This window comes from Emticicia sp. 17c (assembly GCF_037153985.1).
GTDB lineage: Bacteria > Bacteroidota > Bacteroidia > Cytophagales > Spirosomataceae > Emticicia.
Genome location: NZ_JBBAYI010000001.1, coordinates 970,396 through 982,448 on the forward strand (window position 1 = coordinate 970,396; position 12,053 = coordinate 982,448).

Annotated in this window: 13 protein-coding genes; 6 read left to right on the forward strand and 7 right to left on the reverse strand. The window is 38.1% G+C overall.

Annotation, left to right across the window (positions count from 1 at the left end; genetic code table 11):
• Positions 1–71: 71 nt before the first annotated feature.
• A complete protein-coding gene (locus tag WAA15_RS04045) occupies positions 72–2,522 on the forward strand; it encodes an OmpA family protein (protein ID WP_337041183.1) in 2,451 nt (816 codons plus the stop codon).
• On the opposite strand, the gene WAA15_RS04050 is transcribed toward WAA15_RS04045, so the two are convergent.
• From WAA15_RS04050 to truA, 3 genes are all read right to left on the reverse strand, one after another.
• Positions 2,523–3,482, reverse strand: a complete 960-nt coding sequence (locus WAA15_RS04050) for an L-threonylcarbamoyladenylate synthase (protein ID WP_337041184.1) — start codon at positions 3,480–3,482, stop codon at positions 2,523–2,525. It abuts the gene before it with no gap.
• The gene (locus tag WAA15_RS04055) at positions 3,470–3,952 is read right to left on the reverse strand and encodes a GNAT family N-acetyltransferase (RefSeq protein WP_337041185.1); all 483 of its coding nucleotides are present in this window, start codon (positions 3,950–3,952) and stop codon (positions 3,470–3,472) included. Before WAA15_RS04055 ends, WAA15_RS04050 begins: the two co-directional genes overlap by 13 nt.
• 65 nt (positions 3,953–4,017) lie before the next feature.
• Positions 4,018–4,749 (reverse strand): tRNA pseudouridine(38-40) synthase TruA, encoded by a 732-nt coding sequence (gene truA, locus WAA15_RS04060; protein WP_337041186.1) that lies wholly within the window; start codon positions 4,747–4,749, stop codon positions 4,018–4,020.
• Between the two features lie 286 nt (positions 4,750–5,035).
• Here truA and WAA15_RS04065 point away from each other — a divergent pair, with 286 nt between their 5' ends.
• From WAA15_RS04065 to lepB, 5 genes are all read left to right on the forward strand, one after another.
• Positions 5,036–5,818, forward strand: a complete 783-nt coding sequence (locus tag WAA15_RS04065) for a ParA family protein (RefSeq protein WP_337041187.1) — start codon at positions 5,036–5,038, stop codon at positions 5,816–5,818.
• A 76-nt stretch (positions 5,819–5,894) separates the two neighbouring features.
• On the forward strand, positions 5,895–6,815 hold the full coding sequence (locus WAA15_RS04070; RefSeq protein ID WP_337041188.1) for a ParB/RepB/Spo0J family partition protein: 921 nt from the start codon (positions 5,895–5,897) through the stop codon (positions 6,813–6,815).
• A gap of 81 nt (positions 6,816–6,896) precedes the next feature.
• Positions 6,897–7,556, forward strand: coding sequence for a DUF5683 domain-containing protein (locus WAA15_RS04075; protein WP_337041189.1), 660 nt, complete (start codon positions 6,897–6,899; stop codon positions 7,554–7,556).
• Between the two features lie 26 nt (positions 7,557–7,582).
• Positions 7,583–8,302: a 4-hydroxy-tetrahydrodipicolinate reductase gene (dapB, locus tag WAA15_RS04080; protein WP_337041190.1), complete on the forward strand. Its 720-nt coding sequence runs from the start codon at positions 7,583–7,585 to the stop codon at positions 8,300–8,302.
• 77 nt (positions 8,303–8,379) lie between these two features.
• A complete protein-coding gene (lepB, locus tag WAA15_RS04085) occupies positions 8,380–9,528 on the forward strand; it encodes a signal peptidase I (RefSeq protein ID WP_337041192.1) in 1,149 nt (382 codons plus the stop codon).
• Between the two features lie 641 nt (positions 9,529–10,169).
• Here lepB and WAA15_RS04090 read toward each other — a convergent pair.
• The 4 genes from WAA15_RS04090 to ccsA are packed head-to-tail and all read right to left on the reverse strand — an operon-like array spanning position 10,170 to position 12,031.
• Positions 10,170–10,559 carry a thiol-disulfide oxidoreductase DCC family protein gene (locus WAA15_RS04090; protein ID WP_337041193.1) on the reverse strand — a complete coding sequence of 130 codons (390 nt, stop codon included), beginning with the start codon at positions 10,557–10,559 and terminating at the stop codon, positions 10,170–10,172.
• Between the two features lie 5 nt (positions 10,560–10,564).
• Entirely contained in the window at positions 10,565–11,017 is a 453-nt protein-coding gene (locus WAA15_RS04095; RefSeq protein ID WP_337041194.1) for a cytochrome c maturation protein CcmE domain-containing protein, read from the reverse strand.
• The gene (locus tag WAA15_RS04100) at positions 11,014–11,331 is read right to left on the reverse strand and encodes a CcmD family protein (RefSeq protein ID WP_337041195.1); all 318 of its coding nucleotides are present in this window, start codon (positions 11,329–11,331) and stop codon (positions 11,014–11,016) included. Before WAA15_RS04100 ends, WAA15_RS04095 begins: the two co-directional genes overlap by 4 nt.
• A gap of 40 nt (positions 11,332–11,371) precedes the next feature.
• Positions 11,372–12,031, reverse strand: a complete 660-nt coding sequence (gene ccsA, locus WAA15_RS04105; protein ID WP_337041196.1) for a cytochrome c biogenesis protein CcsA — start codon at positions 12,029–12,031, stop codon at positions 11,372–11,374.
• Positions 12,032–12,053 lie beyond the last annotated feature (22 nt).

Here is a 12,053-nt window from a genome sequence, read left to right on the forward strand (position 1 = left end):
TTTCAAATTCTTCGTTCTATTATTTTAAAAAACAAGAAATTTGTAGTGTTAATTTCTTTTATCAAAATTGTATGAGAAGTTTAGTAATCTTTATTGCTATTACAACCTTTACCATTTGTTCGGCTTCTGCGAATGACTATTCTAACAAAAAATCATTCCTTGACTCAACCTATACCTTTGGTGCTTTCGATAAACTAACAGGCAAACGTATACCTGCTCTTTTCAAGATTTTTTATCAGGGGGGCACTCCGCTTAGCATTCAGGGTACTACCCAGAGCGATGTGCAGTTTAAGCCCGCTTCAAAAGGGAAATATGATATTGAAATCAGTTGCTCAGGTTATGTTACCAAAAGGATTCCGCTTGACTTGGAAAATCTTGGTGCAGGAAAAACCAATTTTAAGGAATTCCTTGAAAAAGAGATGGATGAGTACACTATTCTGGTGACCGATGCGCAGGACAAACAGATTATCACTACTGCCAAAATACGTGTTTATGATAATTCAAAACAGGAGGCTGAAGCGAAGATCAACCCCAAAACCGGCGAGTGGAAGGCATTTCTGGATAAAACAAAAGCATATAATATAGATATAGAAGCACCCGGGTATCAGAGTACAAGTATGGAAATTCAGGCTCTTTCGGCTAATAAAGTTTCTAATAATTACAGCAAGTTTTTTAGTGTAAGTCTTCAGAAAAATGCTTCGCATACCATTGCATTTGCAGCAATTGATGCCATAACGAAAAAGACTATTATGGCAAATTACCGGATTCTACGCCCAGAGGAGACGATTCTGACCGGAAAATCGGATGAAAATAATCCTTTTAAAATTGAAGTAAGCCCACAGAAAAAATTTACTGTTGAAGTAAGTGCCGAGGGCTATAAGACCATTACTGAACCAATGGCTATTGATGCGGCCAAAATTGGTGATGTGAAGCTAAGTCTGAAAAAGTTTGAAATGCAGAGAAGCCTTTACAGTTTTCTGTTCAAGATTATTGATGCCCAAACCAGAGAAAATATCATTAGCACCAAACTCAGAATAATTAATCTGAGCAATAAGCAATCAATTGCTGCCAAGATTGAAAAAGATGGTTTTTCGGCTAATTTATCGCCCGATACCGAATATTCTATTGAGGTGGAGTCGGAAGGATACGTACAAGCCAAACAGGACATTAATCTGAAAGAACTGATTGCAAAAAATATTTTTGAGCAGGAAATTTTGCTTAACAAAAAAGATACTGAAATTTATAAACTCATTGTTGTTGACGAGCAAACTACTTCGCTTGTTCCGGGAGCCAACTTAAGGGTGTTTAATGCAAAGCCTGAACCCATACCTGTATCTCCTATGGCATCGCAGGCCGAATGGCTAGCTGATTTAAAAAAGGATGAGTCATATACAGTTGAGGTTAAAATGCAAGGGTATTTGGCTTATCGAGCAGCTTTGGTTAAAAATAACAAAAACATTTATGTGCGAATCAGAAAGGTACCTGTGCCTGACATTTATTTTATTACTACCGACTATTATACCAAAAATCTGCTTCCGGCCACATACCAGTTGAAAGAAGGCGTTACACCTGTGGAAGGCACAATTAATGCTGAAAAAACAAGATTTAAAGCACAATTAATGAACGATAAAAGCTATGAAATTGAAGTAGTTACTGACGGTTACCCTACCTATAAAAGTATTGTAAGTACGGCAAAAGCGGTTAATAATATGGTCACTATCGAACTCAGGAAATCTGCTTATACTTTTAAATTTATGCCCGTTGACTCAAAAACTAGGCAACCGATACCTGATGTAAAGATTACTTTGACTGGTAGTGAAAATATGCAAACTGCTAATCAGGATTATACTGTAACGCTAAATCCTGAAAAGAAATATACTTTAAAAGCTCAGATAACTAACTACCAGACTTACAACGAAAATCTTGACTTGCTTACAATTGCCACCAAAACGGACTTCAAGCATGAGATTCTGATGGAGAAAGTTGAGATTAAGGAAACTCCTAAACCAAAAACGGAAGAAAAGCCAAAGGTCGAAACTCAAGTTAAAGAAGCTGTTGCACCTCCGCCTGTAATAGTTACTAAACAACCTGAACCCAAAGAACCTGAAAAGAAAGCTACTGAAACAAAAGCAGTTGCGGCCATAGCTGATGCTTATTTCAAGGATTTGGAAGTAGGTAAAAGAATTAAGCTGGAAAATGTTTATTTCGACCAAAGTCAGCCAACTATTAAGCCTCAGTCTTTCACTGAACTTGATAAGCTGGTGAACACACTTAAACTGAATCCTAAAATTTCTATTGAAATCATCGGACATACCGACAACGTAGGCGACCCACGCATGAATCTATATCTTTCTGAATTACGCGCCAAGGCTGTTTCTAATTACCTCTTTAATAAAGGTATTGCTCCCAATCGCCTCACACACACAGGCAAAGGGCAAACAGAACCTGTGGCTGCTAATGACACTGAAGAAAACAGGCAGAAAAACCGTAGGGTGGAGTTTGTAGTACTGGAAGCGCAATAATTATTCTTTTACAGTTGCGCGTCTGATTCGGTCGTTGATAGCTCTGCCTAAATCTTTTTCGGGCAGAAGCTCTGTATATATTACCTCAACGTCGGTTGCGTCTAGCTGACGCATATACGCAAACAGGTTTCTGGCTGCTTCTCGAAAATTACCTTCTGCCGACAACACTAATTGGTTTTTTAATGGAATATCTTCGTGGTAGTCCATGAATCCTAAAAAACCGGTTTTGTTTGGGTCTCTGCTAATTTTACCCTGCCCTCTTTCCAGCAATATCAATTGCTTTTTAGGGGCATAATGGCTTTTAAGCATACCCGGTGCTAAAGGGTTAGAGCTTGAGTGCTCGTTGATTCTTACTCTGCCCACTACGGCTTCAATTTCTTCAATAGGAAGCCCTCCTTTTCGGTAAACAATCACTTCGTTTTCTTCAAAACCAATAATGGTTGACTCTATCCCTACCGTACATTCCCCTCCATCAAGTATATAAGGTATTTTATTTCCTAATTGGTTATTCACATGTGCTGCACTGGTAGGCGAAATATAACCAAAAGGGTTGGCACTGGGCGCAGCGAGTGGAAAATCCAAGTTTCTGAGTAGCTCTAATGTTAAAGGGTGCTGAGGTATTCTTATGGCTACCCTCTCTAGTCCAGAGGTGACCAAATCAGGTATATTATCTTTTCTGGGTAGTAGCAAAGTCAGCGGGCCCGGCATAAATTTCTCTGCCAAAGCATAGGCGTTGTCGGGTATTTCACTTACATAAACCTTAAAACGCTCAATGCCTGAGGTATGTATAATGAGGGGGTCAAAAGTAGGGCGGTTTTTTACTTCAAATATTTTCGCTGCTGCCTCGGTATTTAGGGCATTACCTGCCAAGCCATAAACTGTTTCTGTCGGGATTCCAATCACCTCTCCTTCGTTCAGAAATCTGACTGCTTCTGTTATATCTTTTCCTATGCTTGCCATTCAACTAATTCTTTTTCAAAATATGCCACATCGCTTTCAGGATTGTAGTTATAAGGTATAGTTTCTACAAATTGTAGCGTTTTATAGAGTTTATTTGCCGATTCAAGTCTTCTGAGGGTATCTAGCTTCATCGTTTTGTAGCCTTTGCTTTTGGCCTCATTTATAATAACTAAAGCTAATTTTTTACCTAAACCTATGCCCTGATACGCGGGTTTCACATATAATCGTTTCATTTCACAAACACCTTCTTCTAACTTCCATAAAGCTACACAACCAGCACTGGCTCCATCTACTCTGGCTAAAAAAATGGCTCCTTCCGGCTCGGCATATTTAGCTGGTAGCTTGGCTAGTTCTTCTTCAAAATTCTGAAAGCAGAGGTCTACTTGCAGAAACCTCGCATACTCTCTGAAAAGGTTCTTTACCTCTTCTAAATCTTGTGCCGTAGCTATTTTTTCGATGCTTATTCTCATTTGTTTTATTTTTTACGTATCACGGAATGGCATTCCGTTACGGGTAGTAGCTACCTTAGTTTATTTCAGGCATACCCCACTTCAACTAACGTAAGCCCTTCAGCCGGAACAGCCCTACCAGCTTTTTGTCTGTTCTTGGCTAAAATAATTTCTTCAAAACCTTCAAGGCTCAGTTTCCCTGTACCCACTTCCAGCATTGTTCCCACAATAGCCCTTACCATGCCTCTTAAAAACCTGTCGGCCTTGATATGAAACAGTGAAAACTGGCCGTCCTGTTCCCAGTAAGCCCATTCAATTTTACAGTTAAAAGTGGCTACATCTGTATGAACTTTACTAAAACACTGAAAATCTATATGTTTCTTCATAAGCTCTCCTGCCCTGTTCATCAGGTCAATGTCCAGACTGGCTCTATAAAAGTAAGAAAACTCTTGCCAGAACGGTGATTTCACCGGAGTTATCCGATACGTATATCTTCTAAAAGTGGCATCAAACCTTGAATGAAAATCATCTGCTACCTCTACAATCTGCCTAACAGCAATATCTTTAGGTAAAACACCATTCACCGCGTACACAATTTTATCCACATTTTTTAAAGGCTCAGCTACATCGAAATGAGCAAATTGCTGGTACGCGTGCACACCTGCATCGGTTCTGCTACTTCCTACAATTTGCATGGGTTGCCGCAGCACGGTTGTCAATGCCTGCTCAATATACCCCTGCACCGTTGGTGCATTTTCCTGAATCTGCCAGCCATGAAAAACAGTTCCTTTGTAAGAACACTCTAATAAATAACGCATGAGGCAAAGATAATACCCCAAACTATAACTAAATCAATAGATGAAGGTAATTTTTTCAGACTTCATCCATCAGCTATTTTAGTTACTGGGGTTTTTATTTATCTTTAGAGCCGTTATCAGCTAGCTTTTATTATTTCAGACTGCCTGCTCAAAGCACCTGAACGTCGTTTTATTCCACAATCTTATCCACATCGTGGAACATTTTTTCCACTCCGTGGAACATTTAATTGTTTCTTAATATTAAAAGTCTGATATTTGACACAGTAATTTTCTCTAACCACAAGCAATGGGAAAAATAATAGCAATAGCCAACCAGAAGGGAGGCGTAGGTAAAACAACCACTACAATAAATTTAGCAGCCAGTTTAGCTGCGCTGGAATTCCGTACGCTCATTATTGATGCTGACCCACAAGCCAATGCCACTTCAGGGCTAGGCTTTAATCCTAAGGAAGTGGAAAACAGTATTTATGAATGTATGGTCGATAATATCCGCCCGCGTGATGTTATCATAGAAACCGATTTCCCTAACCTCGATTTATTACCTTCTCATATTGACCTTGTAGGAGCAGAAATTGAAATGATTAACCTGCCTAAAAGAGAAGAAAAAATGAAAGAGTCGTTAATGGATGTGAAAGACATGTATGACTTCATCATTATTGACTGCTCACCTTCATTAGGGTTAATTGTGATTAATAGCCTTACGGCTGCTGACTCAGTAATTGTGCCTGTACAATGCGAATACTTCGCGCTGGAGGGGTTAGGAAAACTATTAAATACCATCAAGATTATTCAGCAACGCCTTAATCCGGCACTGACTATTGAAGGTATTTTATTAACTATGTACGATTTACGCGTACGTTTATCTAATCAGGTCGTGCATGAAGTAACAACGCATTTCAGAAATATGGTTTTTCAGACACTCATTCCGAGAAACATCCGTCTTTCTGAGTCGCCAAGTTATGGCGTTCCTGCTATTGCGCAGGATGCTGAAAGCAAAGGAGCCATAAGTTACCTGAATCTTGCTCGTGAGATTCTGATAAAAAATGGAAAACTTGTATTAGAAAACTGATTTTCGTTGAAGAGTTAAAATAAATGTACGTGGGAAACTGATGCCCTAATCAGGTTTTCATTTAACATTAAAAAATATGGAAACAAAAATAGTCAACACAAAGAAAAGTATGACCGGACTTGGTAGAGGTTTGGGTGCGTTGCTTTCAGACTCTGGGAATGTTGCCGAAACTCCAATTCCTCGTAGGCTGGAAGCTATCAGTTCCATGCATGAGATAATGATTGATTCGGTTGAGACTAACCCTTTCCAACCTCGTACCCATTTTGACCAAGAAGCACTACAAGAATTAGCTGAGTCAATTAAAGTACTGGGTATTATTCAACCTATTACAGTAAAAGAGGCTAGCCCCGGTAAATATCAGTTAATTTCAGGCGAACGCCGTTTGCAGGCTTCAAAACTGGCAGGTTTAACCAAGATACCTGCTTATATTCGTACTGCCGACGACCAACAGATGCTCGAAATGGCACTCATCGAAAATATTCAGCGTGAAAACCTGAATGCCATCGAAATTGCCCTGAGTTACCATAGGCTCTTAAGTGAATTTCAACTAAAACAAGAAGAACTGGGCGACAGAGTCGGAAAAAACCGCACAACAGTAAATAATTATTTACGCCTTCTGAAACTTCCTGACGTGATTCAGGCGGCTGTTCGTGACAACGAAATTTCGATGGGCCACGCTCGTGCCTTAATTAATATCGATAACCACGAAACACAAATAAAACTTTTTACCAAAGTAATTGAAGAAAACTGGTCGGTGCGTAAGATTGAAGATGAAGTAAGAAGACTGGCCCTGATGATGCCGGAAGAAGGTAAAGGTAAACGCCAGACTTCAATAAAACAGGAGATTTCTTCGTTACAATTCAGGCTTCAAGGGTATTTCGGCACAAAAGTATTGATACGCGCCGACGAAAAACATAAAGGAGAAATCAAGATTCCGTTTTCATCAAAAGACGAACTCGATAAAATCTTGAATTCAATAAAGGTTAATCAGGACTAAGTCATAAAAATTGTTAAAGAATTGTGAGAAGAAATACGAGAGCCTATTTTTGTCTCTTTGCATCAATTAAATTTTCAGAATATGGTTCGTAAGTTGGTCTGGCTTTTACTGATAACAAATATTTCTTTTGCTCAAAAACCTGATACTGTCAAAAATAATCTTACAGAAGTTGACTCCATCACAGTATTAGTGCCTGATTCATCAAAAAAAATTAGTTTCGTTAAAAGATTTTTAAAAGCAGATTCCATCCGAAAAGCTAATCCAGCCCGAAAAGCACTCATCCGTTCTTTGGTACTACCCGGCTGGGGGCAAGCTACAAATAAAGAATACTGGGTAATTCCGATTATTTATACGGCTGCTACTGGAGGAGTATACGCTTACTGGTTTGCTAACGACAGATATTGGTATTACAAACATTATTTGCAGCAAATTATTTACGAAAAGAAGACCGAAATTGAAGTTGAAGAAATTTCGGGTTTATTTAACAAAAAAACAGGCAATATCATAGGGCCTTTTACTAAAGCCCAGATTGAACCCGCCGTTAATAGTTTTAGAAGGTACAGAGATTTATCGGTTATTTTGTTTGCTGTGGGTTGGGCTTTACAGGCTGTACAGGCCAATGTATCGGCCCATCTTAAAAATTTTGATATGAGTGATGATATCTCTCTTAAATTTGAGCCGAATATCCAGCCAAGTATGTATGGCATGAATATGGGAGCAAAAATTACCTTGAAATTTTAATTTATAATTAAGTAAGAATTATTTGTATGCGCATAGCACTATTAGGATATGGTAAAATGGGTAAAGTAATTGAACAGATTGCTTTACAGAGAGGTCATGAAATTTCTGCCAGAATAGACATCAGCAATCGTGCTGATTTATTGTCGTTAAGCCCTGACAACACCGATGCGGTTATTGAGTTCAGTTCTCCTGAATCTGCCTACGGAAATCTTAAATTCTGTATGGAATTTGGTTTACCAACGGTTTCAGGCACCACTGGCTGGCTTCAACATAAACATGAAATAGAAAAACTTTGCCTCGAAAACAAAGGAGCTTTTTTCTATGCTTCCAATTATAGCATTGGTGTAAATCTTTTTTTTGAACTTAATAAAACATTAGCTCGCCTCATGAACCCTTACACAACCGAGTATAAGGTTTCAAGCAATGAAATACACCATACTGAAAAAAAAGATAGCCCAAGCGGAACAGCCATTACACTAGCCGAAGGAATCATCGAAAATCTGGCAAGTAAAGACAAATGGGTTAATAACCAGATTGCCGCCGAAAACGAAGTGCCTATATGGTCGTCAAGAGAAGGAAAAGTACCAGGCACACACGAAATAAAGTATATTTCAGACGTTGACCAACTCGAAATCAAACATATTGCCCATAGCCGTAACGGCTTTGCCTTAGGTGCAGTAATTGCCGCCGAGTGGATTTATGGTAAAACAGGTATTTTCGGTATGAAAGATATGCTAGGTTTTTAAAACTTTTCCTATCACTTTTACAATATACTAACAACTATAATCATTAAATTAAAAATCTCTATTCAAGAGCTTATTATATGGCAGAAGTACAAACGCAAGCAGCAACAAAACCTGTGAAGAAAAAATCAGCCCTGAGAGAATGGTTTGACTCCATCTTATTTGCTGTGGTAGCAGCAACCCTTATCAGATGGTTATTTCTTGAGGCTTATACCATTCCAACAGGTTCGATGGAAAAAAGTTTATTGGTCAATGACTTCCTTTTTGTAAGTAAACTACATTACGGAACCAGAACACCAAAAACAATTTTACAACTACCTTTAACACACCAGAAAGTGTGGTTTACTGATATTCCTTCATACCTTGACTGGATTCAGCTTCCACAATATAGATTACCCGGTTTTACTTCCGTAAAAAATGGCGATGTTGTAGTGTTCAATTATCCGGGTTGCCCTTCCAGACCTCCAGATGGGCACGGTGGCTATGACGAATACCCTGTTGATTTACGTACTAATTATATTAAACGTTGTATTGGTATCGGTGGCGATGTTGTAGAAGTAAGAGAAGGACAGGTGTTTGTTAATAACAAAAAATTTGATAACCCTGCCGGTTCACAAATGCAATATCTGATTACAGCAGATACCGACATCAATCCTAAGTTTTTTACTAAATATGATATTACGCTAAAAGGCAGCGACACTAGTGATGGAAAATACATTTACCTGATTGAAGCCACAAGTGCCGTAATTGAAGAGTTAAAGAAAATTGATTTCATTAAAGGTATTACGCCTAAAACCATAGCTAAAGGAGATATTGACTATCGTTCAAATCAGGAGCCGTTTCCACATAACGCGAAATTGTTTCCGTGGAATTTCGATAACTATGGACCATTGCTAGTTCCTAAAAAAGGAATGACAATTACACTGGACGAGAAAAACATAGCAACTTATTGGGGTGTAATTACGGTTTTTGACCATAACGAAAATGCTAAATACGAAAACGGCAAAATACTTATCGACGGCAAACCTATTACTTCTTATACGTTCAAACAGAACTATTACTTTATGATGGGTGATAACAGATATGAATCAGACGATTCGAGAGGTTGGGGTTTTGTACCCGAAGACCACATCGTAGGTAAAGCAGTATTTATCTGGATGTCGATTGATAGTGAGGGTAGTTTCCTTAATAAAATCAGATGGAGCCGCTTATTTAGTATCATCAGATAAGATACTCTGAAAATTCCGATAAACATGAGTTATCCCGAATTTTGGATGATGCTTAAATGAATTAAGGCATTCCAGCAATTGGAGATGGCTAATCTTAGTCAGTAAATCGGTACCGAAGCCATTCGGTACCGATTTACTGTTCTATAACACCACTTTTTGAGTAACTTAGCAATAAAACTACTCCTATTTCGAATCACCAAGAGTAGAAAATCGTAAACTAAGGTAACAATAGCCATTAGTTTACCTCAACTTTCCCATTTTTTACTCCGAAGTAGATTGCTGATGCGTTTAGTTCCTACTGGGTATGGGCCAAACCACACATATAAGCTCCTACCTCACTTAATAATAAGCCCATTTTCTGATTACAAAACACCAGTATAGCCATAGCCATAAATAAATCAAAAAAAGTACGGCTTAGATGTTTATCTTTCTGGTTAAAAAGCCTTGTTAGAACTCCTTGAAGATATTGAACAGATTGTATTAGAAGAAAGTCACCAGTGTTATTACTTGTATGCTTAGTTTTTGATATTACTGTAAACATAAAAAAGACCTTCTGGTAAAATTGTGTTTGCAGTGATTCACAAATTTAACCAGAAGGCTCTTTTTTTAATTAGCATCCTTAAAGTCGGGATGACTCATATTTATAAAAACCTCGCTCTTAACTCTGGTGTTGGTATTCGGCAGGCATCTCTTTTACCCATAAACCTGTAACGGTTTTTAGCGACTAAATCATAGAAAAAATCGCGGATAAATTTCGGCACTATCCTGAACACGTATAAGATTTTCCAGAGGCCGTCCATCTGGCGTGCTATTTCGAGCGCAGCATCCGATTTCTGATACAACTTTCCATCTTTTTCTAGCATCACACTATCAAAATCAGTCAGCGATACTATGTTATGTTTCGTCAAAACTGTTTTTCCTGCCTCTGACTGCAAAGCAGCAAATTTAAAAACGCCTTTTTTATCTCTGTCAATCAGAAAATTGATAGTGGCATTACAGAAGTTACAAACACCATCAAATAAGATAATCATTGTTATTACTGATTTTTCATCGAAACTGCTGGTTTGCTTTCTTCAGCTTCAAGATTATTGTTATTGTATTTTGATGGACATTTCAACAGAATTTGTTCTGCCCGAAAAACTTTATTTTTCAAATCCATACTACCCACAACTACCACTTTTTCTGACTTATCTAAATCTTGCGGTTTGGGCTGGTTATAAATAACGCGTTCTTCGCGGTGCAAAGAGTCAATCATTGTAAACTGAAAACTGTTAGGGTCAGTTACTGGGTCATAAATCATGCCTACAATATTACCCTGATTATCCTTTTTCAGTGAACCTACTACGTGAATCGATTTGCTGCTACCTTCTTTCGCTATTTCTTCAGCCTCGCTAAAGCTAACATACGTACTGGCATCTCCAACCGTTGAGATAATGATTCCTACGGCTATGGCAATTACTCCCAATGCTATAATATGTGATTTTTTCATAAACCTTTTTCTATTTTACTAATCTTTCTATCTAACAAAACTAAATATGCAATGATTCCCACAAAAACTACTGTAATTACAGCTATAACTACCCATATTTTACCATCGGTACGCATTTTATCGGCCATTTCTACATAATCACTATCAGCTTTCATTGCTACAACTTCATTTTTATTAGTTGTATCTGTTGCTGCTTTATCATTACCTGCTACTTTTGAGAGTGTAGTATCTGCTGTTTCTTGGTCTTTTTGTGCATAAATATTGGTTGAAATCAACAGCAAGTTTACTATTACCAGATATAATATTTTCTTCATATATGCTATGTTTTAACTAAATTTCAAATAATACTTTGTTTTATTGTGCTTTCAAACGTTTTATAATTCTCAATCTGATTCTTAAGCTCGTTATCCAAACCCCCAGAAGCGTCCAGCCGATAATAGCAGGGTAAAATACCATTCTTACATGGTTATCCATATCGTATTTACCAAAAGCAGGGTTACCGCCATTACCCGGATGCAGCGAGTCTGTCAGGCGTGGTAAAATCCATACTAAAGGCATAAAGGCAGCAAAGGCAAAAATATTGTACACAGCCGACAAACGGCCTTTCTTTTGCTCGTCTTCGAACGAACTACGCAAAATAAAATAGGCCGCATAAATTAATAAGCCTACCTCTACGGCTATTAACTTAGGGTCTTTCGGTAGAGGGTCACCCCAAGTATATTTACCCCATACAGCACCCGTTACAAAACCTAATACGCCATAAAGCATAGCAGTATTGGCAAATTCGGATGAATACTCATCATACTCTGCTTTTCCTTCTCTGAGGTACTTGATAGCAAACCATGCAGAAGCAATCATGAGTGTCATCATACCAAACCACAAAGGCACATGAAAATACACATTACGTAGGGTTTCGTTCAGGATAGGCTGGCGAGGAATTACGCCTGCTAACCCTTGTATAATTGTGTAAAGTAAAATTACTACACAAAGAATTTTCCACCAAGTTTGTTTCATATTTATAAAAAACAGTTTTTCA

Bases quoted from the DNA above. Each gene is read 5' to 3' on its own strand.
- WAA15_RS04075 (WP_337041189.1), top strand. From the start codon at position 6,897: ATGGTTCGTAAGTTGGTCTGGCTTTTACTGATAACAAATATTTCTTTT.
- WAA15_RS04090 (WP_337041193.1), bottom strand. From the start codon at position 10,559: ATGATTATCTTATTTGATGGTGTTTGTAACTTCTGTAATGCCACTATC.
- ccsA (WP_337041196.1), bottom strand. From the start codon at position 12,031: ATGAAACAAACTTGGTGGAAAATTCTTTGTGTAGTAATTTTACTTTAC.
- lepB (WP_337041192.1), top strand. From the start codon at position 8,380: ATGGCAGAAGTACAAACGCAAGCAGCAACAAAACCTGTGAAGAAAAAA.
- WAA15_RS04050 (WP_337041184.1), bottom strand. From the start codon at position 3,482: ATGGCAAGCATAGGAAAAGATATAACAGAAGCAGTCAGATTTCTGAAC.
- WAA15_RS04065 (WP_337041187.1), top strand. From the start codon at position 5,036: ATGGGAAAAATAATAGCAATAGCCAACCAGAAGGGAGGCGTAGGTAAA.
- truA (WP_337041186.1), bottom strand. From the start codon at position 4,749: ATGCGTTATTTATTAGAGTGTTCTTACAAAGGAACTGTTTTTCATGGC.
- WAA15_RS04095 (WP_337041194.1), bottom strand. From the start codon at position 11,017: ATGAAAAAATCACATATTATAGCATTGGGAGTAATTGCCATAGCCGTA.
- WAA15_RS04045 (WP_337041183.1), top strand. From the start codon at position 72: ATGAGAAGTTTAGTAATCTTTATTGCTATTACAACCTTTACCATTTGT.
- WAA15_RS04070 (WP_337041188.1), top strand. From the start codon at position 5,895: ATGGAAACAAAAATAGTCAACACAAAGAAAAGTATGACCGGACTTGGT.
- dapB (WP_337041190.1), top strand. From the start codon at position 7,583: ATGCGCATAGCACTATTAGGATATGGTAAAATGGGTAAAGTAATTGAA.
- WAA15_RS04100 (WP_337041195.1), bottom strand. From the start codon at position 11,331: ATGAAGAAAATATTATATCTGGTAATAGTAAACTTGCTGTTGATTTCA.
- WAA15_RS04055 (WP_337041185.1), bottom strand. From the start codon at position 3,952: ATGAGAATAAGCATCGAAAAAATAGCTACGGCACAAGATTTAGAAGAG.